Below are 19,729 nucleotides of genomic sequence, written 5' to 3'. Positions count from 1 at the left end.
GCAGAGCAAATCAATTCGATTCAAAGGAAAGCCGCATGTTCGACCAATGCCTTTACTTCAACACCACGGCGCTTGCACGCACATTGGAGCGCGAGTGGACGAAAGCGTTCAAGCCGTTCGGCCTTACGCCGTCACAAGGCTTCATGCTGCGCGCGATCGTCGAGCATCCCGGCTTGCTGCAGGGCGAGCTTGCCGATGCGCTCGCCATTTCGCGACCCACGGCCACGCGCACGCTGGACGGCTTGCAAAAGCTCGGCTTGGTCGAACGCTGGTCGACCGACAGGGATGGACGCGAGGCATCGATTCATCCGACAGCCGCGGCGCCTGCGCTGATGAAGCGCATTGGCTCGATGAGCTCGGAGGTCACGAAGCGCATGAGGCGCAAACTCGGGTCCGCGCACTTCGACGAGACGGTGTCGAACGTGAGAGACGTGCGCGCGAGTCTGGAATGAAAACGCCCGCTCTGAAGCGGGCGCGGGTCTTACGTTACATCGAAGCTTACATCGGCGGAGCGACGCCGTCCTTTTCCACCACGATACGCTGCGCGGCAAAGTCGCCACCTGCCGGACTCGCCACGACGAACACCTTCTTGCCAGGCTTCAGGTCGTCATGCGAAGCGGGCGCGAAGGTCACGACCGGCACGTTCGGCGGCACGGTGACAGCGTTCGAGCCGCCCTTGTACGACAGCTTGAGATCGCGTCCGCTCGTGCCTTGCACGACCTGATCGACGTTCGCGTTGGTCATCGAGCTTTGCGGGCCGAGGTCCCACGCGTAGTGGCCTTCACCCGTGCCGCGTGCCGCTTCCGGAAACACCAGCACCTCGGTTGCGGTCATCTTGCCGTCGGTGCCCGTGGTCGCGGCCGTGCCGACGAACTGACCCGGCTTGATGTCTTCGAGCTTGATGTTCTTGAGCGCCGTGACCGGCGTGTCGGCCTTCACCGCGACCTTGACCGTGTCGCCGCTACGCCGATGCACCGTCATCGTGTCGCCGGACAGGGACACGATATCGCCGCGAATACGCGTGGGTTTGGCAGCGGGCGTCTGCGCGAAGGCCGCGCTCGTGAGTGCGAGCGCCGCGATGCTGACGCCGAGTTTCATGCGAATCGACATGGATTCTCCTTTGGTATCGATAAGGGTCAAGCGAAGAGACTTCTTCAGGAACCGCCGAACCAGTTATAGCCCTGGTTCTCCCAGTAGCCGCCGGGGTAATCGTTGGTCACGGTGATCGCGACGATATGCTTCGGATTCTTGTAGCCGAGCTTGGTCGGCATGCGCAGCTTCATCGGAAAACCGTATTTGGGCGGCAAGGTCTGACCGTCGTAGCTGAGCGTGAGCAAGGTTTGTGCATGCAGCGCGGTCGGCATGTCGATGCTGGTCGAGTAATTGTCCGCACAGTGAAAGGCCACGTATTTCGCGGTCGTATCCGCGCCTGCATGCAGCAGAAAATTCGCGAAGCGCACGCCGCCCCACTTGCCTATGGCGCTCCATCCTTCAATGCAAATGTGCCGTGTCACCTGGCTCTCTTGCGGCATGGCATGAAGCTCGTCGAGCGTCCAGACCCGCTTGCCTTTGACTAGGCCCCCGACCTGCAGCTTGTAGCTCGAAGCGTCCACTTCGGGCACTTCGTCGATGTCGTAGAACGCGTTGAAGGGAAACGGACGCGTAATCATCGAATCGGGATAAGTCGGCGCGAGTTGCTTGGGATCGAAGAGCAACGCCTGCATGTCGTCGTTGAAGGACGAGATCTTGCGCAGCATCGCGTTGACGGATTTGTCGTCGGTGATGTTGCAGCCGGACAGCATCGCGAGACCGCCGAGCGAAAGAATGCGCTTGCCGAATAAACGGCGCGCGGGGGCCTTTAATTCCTTCGCCGCATCTTTAACGATGAGTTCGGCGTCCGTTCGTGTTTTAAAAAGCTTGAGCGACATGAATCAACGTCCCTTGATCATCAACACGAGCGAACGCGGCACGAGCGCGACCATGGCGACATGCACGACGAAGAACGCCACCAGAAAGCTCATGCCGAGGAAATGCACGACGCGTGCGTTGTCGTAGCCGCCCATCAGCGCGCGTAAAAGCGGGAACTGCACCGACTTCCACACGACGAGGCCCGACAGAATGATGACGACGATATCCACCATGACCGCGAGATACGCGAATTTTTGCACGGCGTTGTAGCGCGTGAGATCGTCGTGACCGAGCTTGCCGCGCACGGCGGCAATGCCATCGGCAATGATGCTTTTGATGCTGAGCGGAAACATGCGCTCGCGCAGACGGCCCGTCGCAACGTTCATCCCGACATAGACGATGAAGTTCGCCACGAGCAGCCACATGGCCGCGAAATGCCATTGCAGCGCACCACCGAGCCAGCCGCCGAGCGTGATGGCCGGATAAAACGTGAACGCTTTGAAGATCGGCGATGCGTTGTAGATTTGCCAGCCGCTCGTCACCATGATGAGTATGGCGAAGGCGTTGACCCAATGTGTGATGCGAAGCCAAAGCGGCTGCACGGAATATCGCGAACTGTTCTGCACGTCTTTCTCACGGAGCAAACACAGGACCGATGGTAGCCAGCCCGCTCTGATCGATCCATGACGCATCGATGACTTTTTTGTCATTTTCGACGGACCGTTCAAGCGCACTGGCAAAATGACGGCAATACAAAGCAAGAATGCCGCGCATGACCATCCTCGTTATAGAAGACGATCGCAAGACCGGAGACTACCTGAAAAAAGGGCTGATCGAGTCCGGGTATCAGGTCGATCTCGTGCGCAACGGCACCGACGGTCTGCATCAGGCGCTGGCGAACTCTTACGAGCTGATCGTGCTCGACGTGATGCTGCCCGGCATCGACGGATGGCAGGTCATGTCGGCGTTGCGCGCGAAACGTGACTTGCCTGTCATCTTTCTCACGGCCCGCGACCACGTCACGGACCGTATCCACGGTCTCGAACTCGGCGCGGACGACTATCTCGTCAAGCCCTTTTCCTTCACCGAACTCGTGCTGCGTATTCGCACGCTCTTGCGTCGCGGCGTGATGCGCGAATCGGACATGTTCCAGATTGCCGATCTCCACGTCGATGTGCTGCGCCGCAAGGTGACGCGCAAGGGCATGGATATCGCGTTGACGAACAAGGAATTCGCGCTGCTGCATCTCTTTTGCAAGCATCAGGGCGAGGCGTTGTCGCGCACGCAGATTGCCTCGGAAGTGTGGGACATGAATTTCGATAGCGACACCAACGTGGTCGATGTCGCCATCAAGCGTCTGCGCGCGAAGATCGACAATCCGTTCGAGCCGAAGCTGATTCATACGGTGCGCAGTATTGGCTATTCGTTTGGGGAAGAGCCTTGAACGACGCCGTCTTGCGCTGGCTGCCGCCGCAGCCGTCGCGCTCGCTTGCCGTAGGTATTGCCGTGTCGTTCGTGCTGATCGTGTGCGTGGTGGTCGGCATGGTCGGCGCATCGCTCTATCACGCGACCAACTCCGCCCTCTCCACGCGTGCGGATTATCAGTTGATCGCCCGTGTCGAACACTATCGCGCGCTGCTGCACGACCTCTACACGATCAAGGAAATCGAAGCGCGGCCGCGGCTTTTCGAAACCATGCTCGGCGACCGGCAGGACGTGATCATCTTCCGGCGTGCGGGCGCGGCGCCGTTCATCGCCGTCAATCCCGAGAACATGCCGCTGCCGCCGCTGCAGACCGTGCCCGTGACACGCGCAGTCGCGCTCGACGATCTCTTCGAAGGCACGCGCGCCGATGGCGTGCGCATGCGCTGGCTCGGCGCGCAGGCGCGTATCGGCGAAAGCGGTGAAGTGGTTGAGATCATGGCCGCGCACGTGATGACGCAGGAAGCGCACGTGTTGTCGGCGTATCTCGTGCGCGTGTGGATCACCATGATCGCCGCCGTGCTCGTTACGATGCTGCTCGCTTACTGGGTCACGAGCCGCGGCCTGATGCCGCTCAGGCTCATGGCGGACAAAGCCGCCGAGATCGCGCCGGACAGCATGTCGGCGAGACTCGACGTCGCGCACGCGCCGCAGGAACTCCAAAGCCTCGCGGCTTCGTTCAACGCCATGCTCGACCGGCTCGAACACGGCTATGCGCGCCTCGTGCAGTTTTCCGCCGATCTCGCGCACGAACTGCGTACGCCGATTGGCGTGTTGATCGGCGAGACGCAGGTAACGCTCGCGCATGAACGCAGCGTGGCGGAGTATCGCACCGTGCTCGAATCGCATCTGGAGGAACTGGAGCGAATCGCGCGCATTGCGCAGAACATTCTGTTTCTGGCGCAGGCGGATCACGAAACGCAACGCATCGAATGCGAGAAGCTCGATATCCGCGACGAACTCGACAACCTCGCCGCTTACTTCGAAGGCATCGCGGAAGAACGGCACATCAGCTTCGATATCGAGGCAAGCGGCCAGATAGTTGCAAACGCAATCATGTGCCGCCGCGCGGTCGGCAACGTGGTCGTCAATGCGGTGCGTTACGCGAGCGCAGGCACGGTCGTGCGCCTGTCAGGTCACGCGGATGCGGACGGCGCATGCATCGTCGTGGGCAATCGCGGCGCGCGTATAGAAGACGCCGAACTGGCGCGTCTCTTCGACCGCTTCTATCGTGGCGATGCGGCTCGTAGCGAGTTCACGGAGTCCAGCGGGCTCGGCCTTTCCATCGTCCAGGCAATCATGCGCATGCATGGCGGCAGCGCGTCGGCGCGTTGCACGCAGAACGGCTGGATCGAATTCGAACTGCGCTTTCCTGCCTCATCCTTGCTCAAGCTATAAAAATTCTTATAGCAAGTATTGTGGAAGAAAGGCTACAGCTTCCCCTCGAAGCGTTTACCGCTAGCTGACATTTCGCTATATTCCACGCGACATAACGATGGTGTTCATCGCGCAACGGTATGTCCGACGAAACCCTTCGGCGTGAACACAACAGCCGCACAAGCGGCGCCGCTTCGCGTGGCAAATCGTCACTCGCGAACAGCAAATAACAAGGAAAGATCGATGAAGCAGAAAATCCTGGCGCTCGCCATCCTCGGGACCTTCGGCATGGCCGCGCATGCGCAAAGCAGCGTCACGCTTTACGGCCTGATCGACGCCGGTATCACCTATGCGAACAAGGTTTCGACCGGACCGAACAGCCACGACAGCCTCGTGAAATACGGCGACGGCGTTGCATCAGGCAGCCGCTGGGGTTTGCGCGGACAGGAAGACCTGGGCGGCGGGCTCAAGGCCATCTTCGTCCTGGAAAGCGGCTTCAATAGCGGCGATGGCACGCTCGGCCAAGGCGGCGCGGAATTCGGCCGGCAAGCCTTCGTCGGTCTGTCGAAGAACGATATCGGCGCGCTGACCTTCGGTCGCCAGTATTCGTTCTCCACCGATGTCATCGGCGGCAATTACACGATGGGTAGCCAAACGCCCGCCGGCAACTATGCGTACCACATCAACGATCTGGATCAGTTGACTTCGAGCCGTATCAACAACTCGGTGAAGTTCAACAGCGCGAGCTTCTATGGCGTAACCTTCGGCGCCATGTACGGCTTCTCCAATTCAACGCAATTCGCAGGCACGCCGACCACCACGGGCGCGGGCGCGACGCAAGGTTCGTCGAGCACGTACAGCTTCGGTTTGAACTACAACCAGGGACCGTTCGGCATCGGCGCGGCGTACACCAACATCCGCTTCCCGAATGGCGCGACGCCTGCATTCAGCACGAACATCGCGAACATCGCCACGGGCGGCCTGCGCGATCTCGAAACCTATGGCGTCGGCGCGCGCTACACGTTCTCCGCGGCCACGGTCTGGGCGAACTGGACGCATACGACGTTCGAACCGCTGGTCGCGGCATCGTCGAAGTTGAACAACTACGAAATCGGCGGCAAGTACAACATCACGCCGGCGTTCAGCGCGGGTCTCGGCTATACGTTCTCAAAGCTCGACGACAACTTCGAAGGCAAATGGCATCAGATCAACGGCGCGGTGGATTACGCGTTGTCCAAGCGCACCGATGTGTATTTGCTCGGCATCTATCAGAAGGCGTCGGGCAGCAACACGGTTGCCGGCCGCAATGTGCCGGTGCAAGCGGAAATCGGCTCGTCGACGGCCTTTATCGGCCAGAGTGCCGGAGCGAACACGCAGTTCGTCACGCGCGTCGGCTTGCGGCATCGGTTCTGACCGGCTTTCGAGCCTGCCTCAAACGAAAAGCCCCGCAAATGCGGGGCTTTTTTATCAAGCAACCGGTGCAGGCACCGCCTGTCGCCGGGCGAGCAAGCCGTGTATCTGCGCGACGACCGCCGCACCCTCGCCGACCGCGGCCGCCACGCGCTTGGTCGAACTCGAGCGGACATCGCCGATGGCGAAAACGCCCTGCACGCTCGTCTCCAGCATCATCACGCCTTGCGTGCGGCCCTCGTGCGCTTCCGGCCCGGTCAGCACGAAACCCTTTTCGTCCGTGTTGACGTTGCAATTGGTCAGCCAGTCCGTGTTCGGGTCCGCGCCCGTGAAGAGAAACAGATGCCGCGATTCGAGCCGCAACGGCCCCTCCGGCGTCTTGCAGACGACGGCGCTCAACATGCGATCGTCGCCTTCGAGCGAGGTAATCTCCGTATGCGTGCGCACCGTCACGTTCGGCAAGGACGCAATGCGCTCGACCAGATAATGCGACATGCTGGCCGCGAGCCCCGCGCCGCGAATCAGCACATCCACGTGCTTTGCGTGCGAAGCGAGATACACGGCCGCCTGTCCCGCCGAGTTACCGCCGCCGACCAGCACCACTTCCGAGTTCTTGCACAGCTTGGCCTCGACCGGCGACGCCCAGTAATACGTGCCATGCCCTTCGTACTTTTCGAGCCCGGCGATGGCCGGCCGCCGATATGCCGCGCCCGATGCAATCACCACCGTCTGCGTCGCCACGCACGTGCCGTTCTCGAGTTCGATCCGAATGGGCGTCGCACCGCAATGCAGCGCCTTGATGCGTGTGGGAATGGCGATATGCGCGCCGAACTTCTGCGCCTGCACGAACGCGCGTCCGGCAAGCGCTTGCCCTGAAATACCGGTCGGAAAACCGAGATAGTTTTCGATACGCGAACTCGCGCCCGCTTGTCCGCCCGGCGCGCGACAGTCGAACACGGCAACCGATAATCCCTCCGACGCCGCATACACCGCCGTGGCGAGCCCGGCCGGTCCCGCGCCGACGATCGCGACATCGTAGACATGGCTCGGATCGAATTCCGGCAGCCAGCCGAGTTGCGTCGCCACCTGGTTCTCGGTCGGCGCGCGCAATACGGTGCCGTCCGGACAGATCACCAGCGGAAAGTCGGCTTTCGAAGCCGAGATGCGTTCGAGAAGCGCGATGGCATCGGGATCGGTACACGCGTCGATTACCGTGTGCGGATGGCCGTTGCGCCGCAAGAAACCTTGCAGCGAAACCAGACGCCCATCGTCGGACTGGCCGAGCAGCACCGGTCCGCTGCCTTTTTCGATCAAGCCGACGCGCCGCAGAATCAGCGCCCGCATGATGCGCTCGCCCAGTTCCGCTTCCGCGACGAGCAGCGCGCGCAGACGCTCGGGCGGGATCACCACGCCTTCGACATCCTCGGCGGCCATGCCATCGACGAGACACGGCTTGCCCGAAAGCTGCGCCACTTCCGCCAGAAAATTGCCCGGACCATGCTCGACAACCAGATGCACGCGGTCGAGCGCATCGCGCCGCGTCACGCGCACCGAACCGCTCAGCACGATCACCATGCCGCGCCCGAGATCGCCCGTGCGAAAGAGCCACTCGCCCTTGCGCCAGCGCGCCGCGCTGCCGAAGCGGCTCATGCGTTCGATCTCGTTCGCCGTGAGGATGGGGAACATCTGATGCATGCGCGAATTCAGCGGCGAATATGGCGCGTTTTCATCCGCTGCCGCAGGCTCGACGACGGTCGTCGACGGAACGACGTTCGGATCTTCCGACGACGGCACGCGCGCGCTCCATGCCACGACATTGAGCATATCCGCGCCGTGCTCGTTGTTCGGGGTTGTACTCATGCGCGATCTCCGTGTGGAAAACCAGCTTTATGCAAGGATGCGGAGCCCGTGGATGCCGCCGTCGCGGAAGACGCCGCAGCCGATGCGCCCGACGCCTGTTTCACGGGCCACGGGCACATTGCCGCCATCTCGGCGACTTCTTCCGGCGTGGCCGCGACGATCTGGCCGAACTCGGTCAGCTTCGCGACATCGAAGCCGGCGAGACGCCAGGCATCGAGCCCGCCCGTGAGCGGCACGACATCGTTGAAGCCCGCGTTGCGCATGGTCTTCGCCATCCACGCAGCGGACACTTCATTCGGGCACGAACAGTAGATGACGATCTTGCGCGACTTGTCGTAGTTTTCAATGATCTTCGCCAGCTCGCGTTCATCGGCGAACACGGAGCCGGGAATCGTGAACGGATCGAGCATGCGCTTTTCCGGCGAGCGGATATCGAAGATCACCGGCACGGGTTCGTCGCGCATCATCGTGTAAAGCGTGTCCACGCTGATGCGCGCTTTTTCCAGCGTCGCCATGAGCGCGCGGCGACGCCACCAGCGATACGCCACATACACCGCGAGCAGCACCGCGACGACCATGATGGCCTGCCGGCCGAGCTGCGAAATCATGGCGAAGACCATTTCCAGTTCGGCCGCGAACAGCACGCCGACCGTAAGGCCAACCGTGCCCCACAGCGCAATGCCAAGACCGTCCCAGGTAATGAAGCTGCGCAGCTTCACGCCCATGGCGCCCGCGAGCGGCACGGACACGAGCGACAAACCGGGAATGAACTTCGCCACGAGCAGAATGCGCACGCCCCACCGGCCGAAGAAGCGCTCGGTTTTCTTGACGCAGGTATCGCGCGACAGCGAGAGCTTGCAGATGGTCTTGAGCGTGCGGTCGCCGTATTTGCGGCCGCCTTGGAACCAGACGAGATCGCCGATCACGCCGCCCGCGACCGCCACGCACAGAACACCGATAAGCGGTGGCCAGAACGCCGCGCCATTCACCGCCATTAGCGCGATGGACGCGCCGACGACGATCATCGTTGGCATGGCGGGCACGGGCAGCCCGAGCGCCGCGCCCATCACATTGACGAATACGATCAACGGGCCGAATCGATCGACGAGCTGGTGAAGCAACATGGGATTCTCCGCGCAAGGGGCAGCCTGACGAGACGACGGGTTTTGCGCGTGGCGGCAGCGCGGATCGGCGCTGGAATGAGAAACGAGCAGGCTACCGCTCGTGGTTCACTGCGGTGCACGCGGCGCCGGACCGGCGTTCGTCACATTTAAGGGAGGAGTGTAGCGCGGAAAGGGGATACAAGCTTGCATCGTGCAACCTTTGAGGCGGTTGCCGGGTGCGCTGCGGGTTGGCTCGCGCGGACGCCGTGAAAACACGGCGTCCTGCCTCATTTAACCGCGTTGATCGGCGATATACGCGCGAATCACATCGGCGAAAGACTTGTCGCCCGTGAGCCCGAGTTCTTCAGCGCGCGCTGGATTCCACGCGCCCGGCCAGCTTCCCACGATCTTCTCGATGCGCGGCTCCGGCTCGAAGTCGATGCGCGCCACGACTTCATCGCCCGCGACTTCACGCAGCGCCGCGACCATCTCGTTCACGCTCACCGAAAGCCCCGGCAGATTGATCACCGGCCGAAGACCCAGCTTCGCGCGCTCGATCTCGCATCCGGCGATGAGCGCGTCCACCGCGCTTTTCGGCGAGAGCAGCCAGACGCGCGTGTCGCCATCGACGGGACATACCGAGCGCTCGCCATTGAGCGGCTCGCGGATGATGCCGCTCGCAAACGACGACGCCGCCGCGTTCGGTTTGCCCGGCCGCACGCTGATGGTCGGCAGGCGCAGCACGCGGCCATCGACGAAGCCGCGCCGTGAGAAATCGGACAGCAGCAATTCCGCGATGGCCTTCTGCGTTCCATACGACGATTGCGGGTTGAGCGCGGTGTCGTCCTGCACGACCTCCGGCAGCGTTCCGCCATACACCGCGACCGAACTCGTGAACACGACGCGTGGCACGTGACCCCGCGCGCGGCACACTTCGAGCAGCGCGCGCGAGGCATCGAGATTGATCTTCATGCCGAGGTCGAAGTCGGCTTCCGCCTGGCCGCTCACGATGGCCGCGAGATGAAAGATGGCTTCCGTCTTCGTATCGATGTAGCGCTCGAGCGTGGCCTTGTCCGAGATGTCGCCGGTTTCGGCTTTGACGCGGTTGTCGTCGAGAAGCGCGGCATCGCTCGGGCGCGCGACATCGAGCAATACGAGCTCGGTGACCGGCTTGCCGTCGAGTTCGCCTTTTTCCAGCAGACGTTTGGCGAGCTTTTGCCCGAGGAAGCCTGCGCCTCCCGTGATCAGAACCTTCATGTCGTCTCCTTTTTTATAGGTAAGGCTTGAGCCAGCCGAGGCCCGCGGACGTACCCGCTTTCGGGCGATACTCGCAGCCAATGTAGCCTTCGTAGCCCAGCGAATCGATGAGATCGAACAGATACGGGTAGTTGAGTTCGCCCAGATCCGGCTCGTGTCGATCCGGCACGCCCGCAATCTGAATATGGCCGATGCCCGCGTTCCCGCGTTTCATGTCGCGCTTGAGTTTGACCGCGACATCGCCTTCCACGATCTGACAGTGATAGATGTCGAATTGCACTTGCAGATTCGGCGCGCCGATTTCATCGCAGATAGCCTGTGCTTCGTCCTGACGATTGAGGAAGAAGCCGGGAATGTCGCGCGTGTTGATCGGCTCGATCACGACATCCACGTTCGCCGATTCCGCCTGCTTCGCCGCATACGCGAGATTTTTCAGGTAGATCGCCTTGCGCTCCTCGCGCGACTCGCCGGGCTTGATGAGTCCCGCCATGAAGTGCAGTTTCTTGTTGCCGAGCGCGGCGGTGTATTCGAGCGCCTTGTCCACGCTCTTCTTGAATTCGTCCTCGCGGCCCGGCAAGGACGCGATGCCGCGTTCGCCCGCGGCCCAGTCGCCCGGCGGCGCGTTGAAAAGCGCTTGCGTGAGGTTGTTGTCCTGCAATCGGGCTTTGATGTCCGATGCCGAAAAGTCATAGGGAAACAGGAATTCGGCCGCCTTGAAGCCGTCTTTCGCGGCTGCGCCGAAGCGGTCGAGGAACTCGTGTTCCGGGTACATCATCGTGAGGTTGGCTGCAAAGCGGGGCATTGCGGTTGTCTCCTTTTCAATGCGTTCGATTCCGGGTCTTGACCACTAAAGTCAGCGCGTTACTTGCTCTTGGTTGCGGTCGCCGAGTGCCGCTGCGGCGTCGTTACCGCGCGCGGCCTTCGCAACGTCGCACGGCTCTCACCAACGCGCGCCGAACGTCGTGCGCAAATCCTCGAGCGCGCTGTCGGGCAACGGCGCAGGCCTCGGCATCGTCGATAAGTAAAGCTGCGCCGTCTCCTCCAGTTCCTCCAGCGCATACGACGCATGCGCCACCGACTTTTCCCACACCACCGGTCCGAGCCGCTCAAGCAAGACCGCGCGCACCGTCGATGCCAGCGCCGCCACTTCTTCCGCCACGGCCGGATCGCCCGGACGTCGATAGCGAATCAGCGGCACATGGCCGACTTTCATGACGTAGTACGGCGTGATCGGCGGCAACACGTCCTCGTTTTTCCAGACGCCCGCGAGCGTCAGCGCGACGAGATGCGTCGAATGCGTATGCACGACGCCGTGCGCATCCGCATTGTTCTCGTAGATGCGCCGATGCAGCGCCAGCGTCTTGGATGGCCGTCCGCCCGACACATGTTTGCCTTCCAGATCCACCTTCGCGATATCCGCCGGATCGAGCCGGCCGAGGCACGCGTCGGTCGGCGTGATGAGCCAGCCATCGTCGAGACGCGCGCTGATATTGCCCGCGCTGCCCACGGTATAGCGACGTTCGTACAGGCTCGCGCCCGTCACGCAGATTTCCTCGCGGATACGGTTTTCGTTCGACGACATCACGCCACCCCGTCCAGCGCCTTCAAGGCCTTCGCGAAGAAATCCGGCGTGCCGAAGTTGCCCGACTTGAGCGCAAGCGCGAGCGGCGCATCGTCTGCATTGGCGCCGATGGATTGCGTCGCGGGCACACCCGGATCGATCTGCGGCCCGATACGCAACGAACGCACGTCGAGCGCCTGCACGACCGCGCCCGATGTCTCGCCGCCCGCGACCACGAACTTGCGCACGCCTGCGTCGCGCAGTTGCCGCGCAATCGCGGCGAGCGCGTCTTCAACCAGCTGTCCCGCCTTCTCCACGCCCAGTTCCTTCTGCACGGCCTTTACGTCATCCGGCGAAGACGTTGCGTAGATGAGCACGGTTTCATCGCCATGACTGCGCGCGAATTCCAGCGCCTGATCGACGACCGCTTCGCCGCGCGACAGCGCCAGCGGATCGACGCGAAAACTCGGCTTCGACGCGCGCCACTCCGCGACCTGCGCATTCGTGGCCTTCGACGCGCTGCCCGCGAGCACCACCGACCTGCCTTCGATCTTCGGCAGCTCGCCCGCATCTTCCGCATGAGCAAGCAGATTCGCCGCGCGATAATTTTCCGGCAGTCCAAGCGCGATACCCGAGCCGCCCGTGATGAGCTTGAGGTCACCGAGGGCGTCGCCGAGTACGAAGAGATCGGCGTCGGAAATGGCATCCGCGATAGCCAGGCGCACGCCATCCTTCTTCAGTTCGGCGATGCGCGCGCGTACCGCATCCGCGCCCTTCATGACCGTGTCGTAGCGAATCAGGCCGACCTTCGACTTCGTTTGCCGTTGCAGCACGCGCACGAGGTTGGGATCGGTCATTGGCGTGAGCGGATGGTTCTCCATGCCCGATTCATTCAGCAGCACGTCGCCGACGAAGAGGTTGCCGCGAAAGATCGTGCGGCCGTTCTCGGGAAACGCGGGGCAGGCAATGGTGAAGTCGTCGTTCAGCGCTTCGAGCAAGGCGTCCGCGACCGGGCCGATATTGCCCTTGTCGGTGGAATCGAAGGTCGAGCAATACTTGAAGATGAACTGGCGGCAGCCTTGCGCGCGCAGCCATTCGAGCGCTTCGAGCGACTGACGCACGGCGTCCTCGGCGGGAATCGTGCGCGATTTCAGCGCGACGATCAACGCGTCGGCTTCGATCTTCGTCCCGGCTGCCGGAACGCCGATGCTTTGCACCGTGCGCATGCCGCCGCGCACGAGCATGTTGGCGAGATCGGTCGCGCCGGTGAAATCGTCTGCGATGCAGCCAAGCAAGGCCTGCGCCATTATTTCGCTCCCTTCGGGACTTCGATGCCCGGAAAAATTTTGATGACTGCGGAATCGTCCTCGCCGCCGTGTCCGGCAGTCGAGGCCATCATGAACATCTGATGCGCGGCCGCCGAAAGCGGCAGCGGAAACTTCGACGTGCGGGCCGTATCGAGCACGAGGCCCAGGTCCTTCACGAAGATATCGACGGCGGATAGCGGCGTGTAGTCGCCCGAGAGAATGTGCGGCACGCGGTTCTCGAACATCCACGAATTGCCCGCGCTGTGCGTGATGACGTCGTAGAGCGCGTCCGGGTCCACGCCTTCGCGCAGGCCGAGCGCCATGGCTTCGGCGGCGGCGGCGATATGCACGCCCGCCAGCAACTGGTTGATGATCTTTACCTTCGAGCCCGCGCCGTGCTCCTCCGACAGCCGATACACCTTGCCCGCGATGGCATCGAGCACGTCTTCGCAGGCGGCGTAGGCATCGGCGGGGCCGGAGGTCATCATCGTCATTTCGCCGGATGCCGCCTTGGCGGCGCCGCCCGATACCGGCGAGTCCAGCATCAGCACGCCGGTTGCCGCGACGCGCTTGCCGAGCTCCACCGTGAAACCCGGCGCAACCGTCGCGCAGGCGAGCACGACGCTGCCCGGTTTCATCGCCGGGACCGCGCCGTTATCGCCGAATAGAACGGCTTCGGTTTGCGCGGCGTTCACGACCAGCGTGACGACGACCTCGCACTTGCCGCCCATTTCGGCCGGCGACGCGCATGCAATGCCGCCTTCGGCCGCGAACGAATCGAGCGCTTGCTGGCGGACATCGCATGCATGCACGGCGAAGCCCGCGCGCAATAGCGAGCGCGCGACGCCCAGACCCATTGCACCCAGCCCGATGACTCCCACGTTTCTTGACATAGCGTTCTCTTGATTTTCGATGAAGCGGTTAGCAAAGGCCCGCTTCCGCCAGTCGGCGCGCGGCGTTGTAGAGATGTGTCTGAGCGGCGTTGCGCGCGGCCATGGGGTCGCCGGCGCGAATGGCCTCGGCGATGGCGGCGTGTTCCTCGCGCACTTGGCGCGAGAAGTCTTCGCGCAGCGCTTCGTTGCCGCGCGTGACGATGGTTCCGGCTTCGAGGTACTGGCTCAGGAAAGCGAGCGTCTTGAGGAAATAAGGATTGCCCGTGGCGGTCGCGATTTCGCGATGGAACGCCACGTCTTCCGCCACGCCGTTCTGGCCGGCGCGCACGGCTTCGTCGATACGAACGAGCGCGGCGTCGATGGCGGCCATTTGCTCGTCGGTGCGGCGCATCGCGGCTTCGGACGCGACTTCGGCTTCGATCGCCCGGCGCAGCGCGAGGATATGCAGCACGGAGCCCGGCTCGACGGCCTGCGCGTAGTCGATCCGCAACGGCCGAATGCCCGCGCGCTCGACGATGAAGACGCCACTGCCTTGCCGAGGTTCGACCATGCCTTCGTTCTTCAGCCGCGAAATGGCCTCGCGAATCACCGTGCGGCTCACGCCGAACTCCTGCGCGAGCACGGCTTCGGTCGGCAGCTTGCCGGTGGCGGTGAAACTGCCCTTCTCGATCAGCTTTTGCAATTGCTGCGCGACCGTATCGCTCAGGGCGCGGGACGGGATCTTTTCGAACATGCGGATGGACGGCTCTTGTACGGTCATCGGGTCATCATACAAGTTTGCATGGCCGAGATCGTATCAGCTTTAACCCCTAGCCGGGAAGCGGCTACTGCTCCAAAGGATCGTCGATCAGCGCCAGCGCATCGCGTATTTCGGACGCGTCGCCGGGACGGACCAGCCGCGCGACTTCCTTGCCGCCTGTCATGAAAATGAGCGTCGGCCAAAGCTTGACGCGAAACGAGCGGCCGAGCGGTCGGCCGCTGCCGTCCTCGATCTTCATGTGACGGATATCGCGATGATCCTGGAACGCCTGCGCGATCAGCGGCTGCGCGGCGCGGCAGAAACCGCACCAGTCGGTGCCGAATTCGATGACGACGGGCGCCGTCGATGCATCGAGTTCAGCGCGTTCCGGCGCGGTTTTCGCGTATTCGGTGGTCATGGTCATGGCTTCGTCCTGGCTGTCTTGTCCGGTTCGATTTCAGCAGAAAGTGCGCCCGCGTGCTTGAGCCGGCCTTTGCGGAACCGCACTTCTAGCCCGGTTCACTGCCCGATTCCCGTCAGCCCGATCAGCGCTCCGCCCGCCAGCAACCACAGCGGATGCAGTTTCGTCTTGTACGACACGACCGCCACGACAGCGGTGATCGCGACCAGCATCCACGTCTGATCGGATGCCTCGGCGATCAGCAGCGCGCTCGCCGCCACGAGGCCCGCCGTGATCGGCACGAGACCGAGTTGCACATAGCGCCGCCACGGTCGGTCCTTGAACCGCTCCCACGCGTGCAGCGCGGCAATCGTCACGAGCGATGACGGCCCGAACTTCGCGATCGACGTGACTAGCACGCCCGGCCAGCCCGCGACATGCCAGCCGATCAGCGTGACGACCATCATGTTCGGCCCGGGCGCCGCCTGCGCCAGTGCAAAGAGCGCGGAAAAGTCGGCCTTCGTCATCCAGTCGTGTACTTGCACGACCTGCCGCTGCATCTCGGGAAGAATGGTGTTGCCGCCGCCGAACGCGAGCAGCGAGAGCTGGCTGAAGATGGCGGCGAGCGAAAGCAGATTCGCGATCATCGGCGCACCTTCCACGCAATGAGGACCGAGATCGGCGTGAGCACGAGCATCGACGGAAGCAAGGGCGTGCGCAGGAACGCGATGGCCGCGAGCATGACGAGCGCGATGACTGCCGCCTCGGGCTTCTTGCGCAGCGGCCACATGATCTTGATCGCCATCGCGATCAGCAGCCCGGCCGCCGCCGCCGCAAGTCCCGCGAACAGATGCGCGATACGAGGGTCCTGATGCGTGCGCTGATAGATCACGCCCAGCGCGATCACGATCAGCGACGGCCCGCCGATCAGCCCGAGCAGGCCCGCGAACGCGCCGGCCAGGCCACGAAAGCGCATGCCGATAGCCACCGACAGGTTGATCACGTTGCCGCCCGGCAGGAACTGGCAGAGGCCGAGCAGATCGGTGAACTCGTCGGCAGTCAGCCATTTACGGCGCTCGACGATCTCGCGCCGCGCGAGTGGCAACGCGCCGCCGAACGCGGTGAGGCCGAGTGTGAGAAAGCCGGTGAAGATCTGCGAGACGGTGGGCGGCGCGGCGGTGCGGCCGGTGAGAGCGGGATCGGATGACATGAGGCGCGGGCGTGAACGTTCATCGGGAAAGCCGAAAGGGTACAGCGTCCCGATGTGCGCCAGAAGAGGTGTTTATCGTTGTGGGTTGATTGAAAGCGATGCGGTACGCATGGCGGTTCGCCGCTCCGAAGGCGAAGGCGAACGCGGCGGCATCGCCGTCCTCAGCCAGCCAGCCGCGCCCGCCGCGCTTCGTAAGCCTTCAGATTCGCAAACGCGATTGCCAGCACGGAAGCGCCATCCACCGACGTCTTGCGCCGCGCCAGCAAGTCGCCGACGATATGATCCGCTTCGATCCGCGCGCCGTTTTCCAGATCGCGCAGCATCGACGCCGTCATCAGCGAACTGCGGTCCGTGAAGTAACCGCGTGCACGCGTGACGAGCGCCTCGCCCGGCGAATGACCGTTATCGGCCGCGATCCCGCTGCATTCGTCGAAGAGACGACGCAACACATCATCGCCACCCGGCGCGCTCACGATGTCGCCAACGGGCGCGCGCATCAGGCACGTTCCCGTGGCGAGCGTCGCCAGGAAGACCCACTTCTCCCACATCGCCTGCAGAATGTCCTCGCTCACCTGCAGATCGAACCGCGCGTCGCTCAATTGCGCGGCGATTGTGTCGATGCGCGCCGAACGCCCGCCCGCGCGCTCGCCGATGGTCATCGACTGCATCTCGTTCAGATGGAGCACTTCGCCTTCAGTGCCGAGCGTCGCGCCGATCACGCACTGCCCGCCGAGCACTTTTGCCGCGCCGAAGCGCGCATCGAGCACGTCGAGATGGCCCATGCCGTTCAGAAGCGGCAGGATGGCGGTGTCCGGTCCGACCGCGGGCGCGAACGAATCGATGGCGTTGGCCAGGTCATAAGCCTTGCAGCTCAGGATGACGAGATCGAACGGCTTATCGATGTCCTTTGCCAGCACGAGCGGCGGCGCGTCGAAATGGAGATCGCCGGCCGGACTTTTCACCACGAGGCCACTCTCGTGCAGCTTCTGCGCGCGGCGTTCGCGCACCAGAAAGGTCACGTCCCTGCCTGCTTCGAGTAACCGCGCGCCGAAGTATCCGCCGATGGCGCCCGCGCCCACTACCAGAATCCGCATGTCACGCTCCGTGTCGTTGATGGTGCTCGTGTTCGTGATCGGTCTTCACGCCTGCCAGACGCCATAACCCGCTTCGCGCAAGCCGATTGCAAGTTCCACTTCCATGTCGCGTGCGCCCTCGTAGGGCATCGGGTTGTACATCTCATACAGTTGCGGCAAGAGCCGCAAGCCGAAATCGCGCACGAAGCGGTTCGACTGAATGCCCGCCTTGTGCTTGTCGAAGCGCACGTCGGGATCGATTCCCGTCATGCCGACATAGACGAACGGCTTGCCCAACACGTAATCCGGATTCGCACGACGAAAGCGCGCCTCGTTCCAGACTGCGTCCGCCAGCTCGACGACGTAGACCGAATAATGATGCGCTCGCGCGCGCCGGGCCTGCGCCATGAATGAATTGCCTCGCGGCTTGCTCGTTGGGCTGGTCATTCTATGACGGCGCCGCGTGCGCTGCCCGAACGCCCTGCCGAGAGCGCGCTTTCCCTGCCGGATGGCGCTCAAAGTGGTAAATTCGGGTCGGTCTGCGTTCGCGTCAGCGGCCGCGCCGCCGGTAGAATTCCGGCCGCGCCGCAGCGCGTCGCACCGGGCCTTCAGCCGGCCCCGGCGCGAACCGCGCGTGAAGACGATCTCTTCATCCTGCGAACGCCGCATTTATCGATACGTTTCATCCCCGAAGCCTTGCGCCACGAGCCGCGGGCTTCGGCCATCCGGAGATCAAGCAATGAGCAAGCAAGCTATCGGCGTAGTGGGCCTCGCCGTCATGGGCCGCAACCTGGCCTTGAATATCGAGAGCCGCGGCCACGCCGTTTCGGTCTACAACCGCAGCCGCGAAAAAACCGATGAACTGATTGCCGAACATCCCGACAAGAAGCTCGTGCCCGCGTACACGCTCGAAGAGTTCGTGCAGTCGCTCGAAACTCCGCGCCGCATTCTGTTGATGGTCAAGGCCGGTGCCGGCACGGATGCCACCATTGACGCGCTGCGTCCGCTGCTGGACAAGGGCGACATTCTCATCGACGGCGGCAATACGCATTTCACCGATACCATTCGCCGCAATCAGGACCTCGCGAAGTCGGGGCTGCATTTCATCGGCACGGGCGTGTCGGGCGGTGAGGAAGGCGCGCTCAAGGGCCCGTCGATCATGCCGGGCGGCCAGAAGGAAGCCTACGAACTCGTCGCACCGATCCTCACCGAGATCGCCGCGAAGGCGCCGGACGGCGAACCGTGCGTCGCGTACATGGGCCCGGACGGCGCGGGTCACTTCGTGAAGATGGTGCACAACGGCATCGAGTATGGCGACATGCAATTGATCGCCGAAAGCTACGACGTGCTGAAGCGCGTGGCGGGTCTGTCGAACGAAGAACTCGGCAAGGTGTATGTCGAGTGGAATCAGGGCGAGCTGGACAGCTACCTGATCGAAATCACGTCGAAGATTTTCTCGAAGAAAGACGACGAAACCGGCAAGGATCTCGTCGATGTCATTCTGGATCGCGCGGCGCAGAAAGGCACGGGCAAGTGGACGAGCCAGAACGCGCTCGATCTCGGCGCACCGTTGCCGCTGATTACCGAAGCGGTGTTCGCGCGTGTTTTGTCGTCGCTGAAGGATCAGCGCGTGAAGGCGAGCAAGGTCCTCACCGGTCCGTCGCCGAAGTTCGACGGCGACCGTGAAGCATTTATCGAATCGGTCCGGCGTGCGCTGTATCTGAGCAAGATCGTTTCCTACGCGCAGGGCTTTGCGCAGTTGCGCGCGGCATCGGACGAATACGACTGGAACCTGCAGTACGGCACCATCGCCAAGATTTTCCGGGCGGGTTGCATTATCCGCGCGCGCTTCCTGCAGAAGATCACGGACGCATATGAGAAGGACGCGGGGCTAGCCAATTTGCTGCTCGATCCGTATTTCAGCGATATCGCCGCGAAGTACCAGGACGCATTGCGCGATGTTGTCGTGGCGGCGGTGAAGGCGGGCGTGCCGGTGCCGGCGTTTTCATCGGCGGTGGCGTATTTCGACAGCTACCGGTCGGAAACACTGCCGGCGAATCTCGTGCAGGCGCAGCGGGACTTTTTCGGTGCGCATACGTTCGAGCGCACGGATAAACCGGGCAGCTTTCACGCTAACTGGGCTTGAGGG

General features: G+C 62.9%; 22 protein-coding genes. 5 read left to right on the top strand and 17 right to left on the bottom strand.

Annotated elements, in window-relative coordinates; all coding sequences use genetic code 11:
- The first annotated feature begins 35 nt into the window (after window positions 1–35).
- A complete protein-coding gene (locus NCR40_RS14645) occupies window positions 36–452 on the top strand; it encodes a MarR family winged helix-turn-helix transcriptional regulator (RefSeq protein ID WP_244829096.1) in 417 nt (138 codons plus the stop codon).
- Window positions 453–498: 46 nt separating this feature from the next.
- Here the strand turns inward: NCR40_RS14645 and NCR40_RS14640 are convergent, their stop codons facing one another.
- From NCR40_RS14640 to NCR40_RS14625, 4 genes are all read right to left on the bottom strand, one after another.
- Complete coding sequence (locus tag NCR40_RS14640; protein ID WP_244829095.1) at window positions 499–1,110, bottom strand: hypothetical protein; 612 nt, start codon at window positions 1,108–1,110, stop codon at window positions 499–501.
- 44 nt (window positions 1,111–1,154) lie between these two features.
- A complete protein-coding gene (locus NCR40_RS14635) occupies window positions 1,155–1,928 on the bottom strand; it encodes a molybdopterin-dependent oxidoreductase (protein ID WP_244829094.1) in 774 nt (257 codons plus the stop codon).
- Between the two features lie 3 nt (window positions 1,929–1,931).
- The gene (locus NCR40_RS14630) at window positions 1,932–2,453 is read right to left on the bottom strand and encodes a cytochrome b/b6 domain-containing protein (protein ID WP_250466476.1); all 522 of its coding nucleotides are present in this window, start codon (window positions 2,451–2,453) and stop codon (window positions 1,932–1,934) included.
- A gap of 88 nt (window positions 2,454–2,541) precedes the next feature.
- Entirely contained in the window at window positions 2,542–2,682 is a 141-nt protein-coding gene (locus NCR40_RS14625) for a hypothetical protein (protein ID WP_244829093.1), read from the bottom strand.
- On the opposite strand from NCR40_RS14625, the gene NCR40_RS14620 reads away from it, so the two are divergent.
- The 3 genes from NCR40_RS14620 (at window position 2,681) to NCR40_RS14610 (ending at window position 6,180) form a co-directional block, all read left to right on the top strand.
- On the top strand, window positions 2,681–3,352 hold the full coding sequence (locus NCR40_RS14620; RefSeq protein ID WP_250466465.1) for a heavy metal response regulator transcription factor: 672 nt from the start codon (window positions 2,681–2,683) through the stop codon (window positions 3,350–3,352). The genes NCR40_RS14625 and NCR40_RS14620 overlap by 2 nt on opposite strands.
- On the top strand, window positions 3,349–4,788 hold the full coding sequence (locus NCR40_RS14615) for a heavy metal sensor histidine kinase (RefSeq protein WP_250509808.1): 1,440 nt from the start codon (window positions 3,349–3,351) through the stop codon (window positions 4,786–4,788). Before NCR40_RS14620 ends, NCR40_RS14615 begins: the two co-directional genes overlap by 4 nt.
- A gap of 222 nt (window positions 4,789–5,010) precedes the next feature.
- The gene (locus NCR40_RS14610; protein WP_250509807.1) at window positions 5,011–6,180 is read left to right on the top strand and encodes a porin; all 1,170 of its coding nucleotides are present in this window, start codon (window positions 5,011–5,013) and stop codon (window positions 6,178–6,180) included.
- Window positions 6,181–6,234: 54 nt separating this feature from the next.
- Here the strand turns inward: NCR40_RS14610 and NCR40_RS14605 are convergent, their stop codons facing one another.
- The 13 genes from NCR40_RS14605 to NCR40_RS14545 all read right to left on the bottom strand — a co-directional run bounded on the left by NCR40_RS14605 (window position 6,235) and on the right by NCR40_RS14545 (window position 17,988).
- A complete protein-coding gene (locus NCR40_RS14605) occupies window positions 6,235–8,037 on the bottom strand; it encodes an FAD-dependent oxidoreductase (protein ID WP_250509806.1) in 1,803 nt (600 codons plus the stop codon).
- Entirely contained in the window at window positions 8,034–9,158 is a 1,125-nt protein-coding gene (locus tag NCR40_RS14600; protein WP_502800377.1) for a DedA family protein/thiosulfate sulfurtransferase GlpE, read from the bottom strand. The genes NCR40_RS14605 and NCR40_RS14600 overlap by 4 nt, the downstream gene beginning before the upstream one ends.
- Before the next feature lie 273 nt (window positions 9,159–9,431).
- Window positions 9,432–10,397 (bottom strand): D-erythronate dehydrogenase, encoded by a 966-nt coding sequence (gene denD, locus NCR40_RS14595; RefSeq protein WP_250493077.1) that lies wholly within the window; start codon window positions 10,395–10,397, stop codon window positions 9,432–9,434.
- A 13-nt stretch (window positions 10,398–10,410) separates the two neighbouring features.
- Entirely contained in the window at window positions 10,411–11,199 is a 789-nt protein-coding gene (gene otnI / locus NCR40_RS14590; protein ID WP_250509805.1) for a 2-oxo-tetronate isomerase, read from the bottom strand.
- 138 nt (window positions 11,200–11,337) lie between these two features.
- On the bottom strand, window positions 11,338–11,979 hold the full coding sequence (gene otnC, locus NCR40_RS14585; RefSeq protein ID WP_244829741.1) for a 3-oxo-tetronate 4-phosphate decarboxylase: 642 nt from the start codon (window positions 11,977–11,979) through the stop codon (window positions 11,338–11,340).
- The gene (otnK, locus tag NCR40_RS14580) at window positions 11,979–13,265 is read right to left on the bottom strand and encodes a 3-oxo-tetronate kinase (RefSeq protein ID WP_250509804.1); all 1,287 of its coding nucleotides are present in this window, start codon (window positions 13,263–13,265) and stop codon (window positions 11,979–11,981) included. Before otnK ends, otnC begins: the two co-directional genes overlap by 1 nt.
- A complete protein-coding gene (gene ltnD / locus NCR40_RS14575; RefSeq protein WP_250509803.1) occupies window positions 13,265–14,158 on the bottom strand; it encodes an L-threonate dehydrogenase in 894 nt (297 codons plus the stop codon). Before ltnD ends, otnK begins: the two co-directional genes overlap by 1 nt.
- Window positions 14,159–14,186: 28 nt before the next feature.
- The gene (locus NCR40_RS14570; RefSeq protein WP_244829740.1) at window positions 14,187–14,891 is read right to left on the bottom strand and encodes a FadR/GntR family transcriptional regulator; all 705 of its coding nucleotides are present in this window, start codon (window positions 14,889–14,891) and stop codon (window positions 14,187–14,189) included.
- A 91-nt stretch (window positions 14,892–14,982) separates the two neighbouring features.
- On the bottom strand, window positions 14,983–15,321 hold the full coding sequence (locus NCR40_RS14565) for a thioredoxin family protein (RefSeq protein ID WP_250466457.1): 339 nt from the start codon (window positions 15,319–15,321) through the stop codon (window positions 14,983–14,985).
- Between the two features lie 95 nt (window positions 15,322–15,416).
- The gene (locus tag NCR40_RS14560; protein ID WP_250493072.1) at window positions 15,417–15,944 is read right to left on the bottom strand and encodes a chromate transporter; all 528 of its coding nucleotides are present in this window, start codon (window positions 15,942–15,944) and stop codon (window positions 15,417–15,419) included.
- Window positions 15,941–16,507: a chromate transporter gene (locus NCR40_RS14555; protein WP_244829081.1), complete on the bottom strand. Its 567-nt coding sequence runs from the start codon at window positions 16,505–16,507 to the stop codon at window positions 15,941–15,943. The genes NCR40_RS14560 and NCR40_RS14555 overlap by 4 nt, the downstream gene beginning before the upstream one ends.
- A 161-nt stretch (window positions 16,508–16,668) precedes the next feature.
- A complete protein-coding gene (panE, locus tag NCR40_RS14550) occupies window positions 16,669–17,601 on the bottom strand; it encodes a 2-dehydropantoate 2-reductase (protein ID WP_250509802.1) in 933 nt (310 codons plus the stop codon).
- Between the two features lie 45 nt (window positions 17,602–17,646).
- Complete coding sequence (locus tag NCR40_RS14545; protein ID WP_250509801.1) at window positions 17,647–17,988, bottom strand: hypothetical protein; 342 nt, start codon at window positions 17,986–17,988, stop codon at window positions 17,647–17,649.
- A 331-nt stretch (window positions 17,989–18,319) separates the two neighbouring features.
- On the opposite strand from NCR40_RS14545, the gene gnd reads away from it, so the two are divergent.
- Window positions 18,320–19,726, top strand: a complete 1,407-nt coding sequence (gnd, locus tag NCR40_RS14540) for an NADP-dependent phosphogluconate dehydrogenase (protein ID WP_244829078.1) — start codon at window positions 18,320–18,322, stop codon at window positions 19,724–19,726.
- The last annotated feature ends 3 nt before the right edge of the window (window positions 19,727–19,729 follow it).

The organism is Caballeronia sp. GACF4 (assembly GCF_023631025.1).
In the GTDB taxonomy this organism is placed as follows: Bacteria; Pseudomonadota; Gammaproteobacteria; order Burkholderiales; family Burkholderiaceae; genus Caballeronia.
The sequence above is the reverse complement of the archived record's forward strand: the minus strand, read 5'-3'. Positions and strand labels throughout refer to the sequence as shown.

Bases quoted from the DNA above. Each gene is read 5' to 3' on its own strand.
- NCR40_RS14645 (WP_244829096.1), top strand. From the start codon at position 36: ATGTTCGACCAATGCCTTTACTTCAACACCACGGCGCTTGCACGCACA.
- NCR40_RS14640 (WP_244829095.1), bottom strand. From the start codon at position 1,110: ATGTCGATTCGCATGAAACTCGGCGTCAGCATCGCGGCGCTCGCACTC.
- NCR40_RS14635 (WP_244829094.1), bottom strand. From the start codon at position 1,928: ATGTCGCTCAAGCTTTTTAAAACACGAACGGACGCCGAACTCATCGTT.
- NCR40_RS14630 (WP_250466476.1), bottom strand. From the start codon at position 2,453: ATGGTGACGAGCGGCTGGCAAATCTACAACGCATCGCCGATCTTCAAA.
- NCR40_RS14620 (WP_250466465.1), top strand. From the start codon at position 2,681: ATGACCATCCTCGTTATAGAAGACGATCGCAAGACCGGAGACTACCTG.
- NCR40_RS14625 (WP_244829093.1), bottom strand. From the start codon at position 2,682: ATGCGCGGCATTCTTGCTTTGTATTGCCGTCATTTTGCCAGTGCGCTT.
- NCR40_RS14610 (WP_250509807.1), top strand. From the start codon at position 5,011: ATGAAGCAGAAAATCCTGGCGCTCGCCATCCTCGGGACCTTCGGCATG.
- NCR40_RS14605 (WP_250509806.1), bottom strand. From the start codon at position 8,037: ATGAGTACAACCCCGAACAACGAGCACGGCGCGGATATGCTCAATGTC.
- denD (WP_250493077.1), bottom strand. From the start codon at position 10,397: ATGAAGGTTCTGATCACGGGAGGCGCAGGCTTCCTCGGGCAAAAGCTC.
- otnI (WP_250509805.1), bottom strand. From the start codon at position 11,199: ATGCCCCGCTTTGCAGCCAACCTCACGATGATGTACCCGGAACACGAG.
- otnC (WP_244829741.1), bottom strand. From the start codon at position 11,979: ATGTCGTCGAACGAAAACCGTATCCGCGAGGAAATCTGCGTGACGGGC.
- otnK (WP_250509804.1), bottom strand. From the start codon at position 13,265: ATGGCGCAGGCCTTGCTTGGCTGCATCGCAGACGATTTCACCGGCGCG.
- ltnD (WP_250509803.1), bottom strand. From the start codon at position 14,158: ATGTCAAGAAACGTGGGAGTCATCGGGCTGGGTGCAATGGGTCTGGGC.
- NCR40_RS14570 (WP_244829740.1), bottom strand. From the start codon at position 14,891: ATGTTCGAAAAGATCCCGTCCCGCGCCCTGAGCGATACGGTCGCGCAG.
- NCR40_RS14565 (WP_250466457.1), bottom strand. From the start codon at position 15,321: ATGACCATGACCACCGAATACGCGAAAACCGCGCCGGAACGCGCTGAA.
- NCR40_RS14560 (WP_250493072.1), bottom strand. From the start codon at position 15,944: ATGATCGCGAATCTGCTTTCGCTCGCCGCCATCTTCAGCCAGCTCTCG.
- NCR40_RS14555 (WP_244829081.1), bottom strand. From the start codon at position 16,507: ATGTCATCCGATCCCGCTCTCACCGGCCGCACCGCCGCGCCGCCCACC.
- panE (WP_250509802.1), bottom strand. From the start codon at position 17,601: ATGCGGATTCTGGTAGTGGGCGCGGGCGCCATCGGCGGATACTTCGGC.
- NCR40_RS14545 (WP_250509801.1), bottom strand. From the start codon at position 17,988: ATGGCGCAGGCCCGGCGCGCGCGAGCGCATCATTATTCGGTCTACGTC.
- gnd (WP_244829078.1), top strand. From the start codon at position 18,320: ATGAGCAAGCAAGCTATCGGCGTAGTGGGCCTCGCCGTCATGGGCCGC.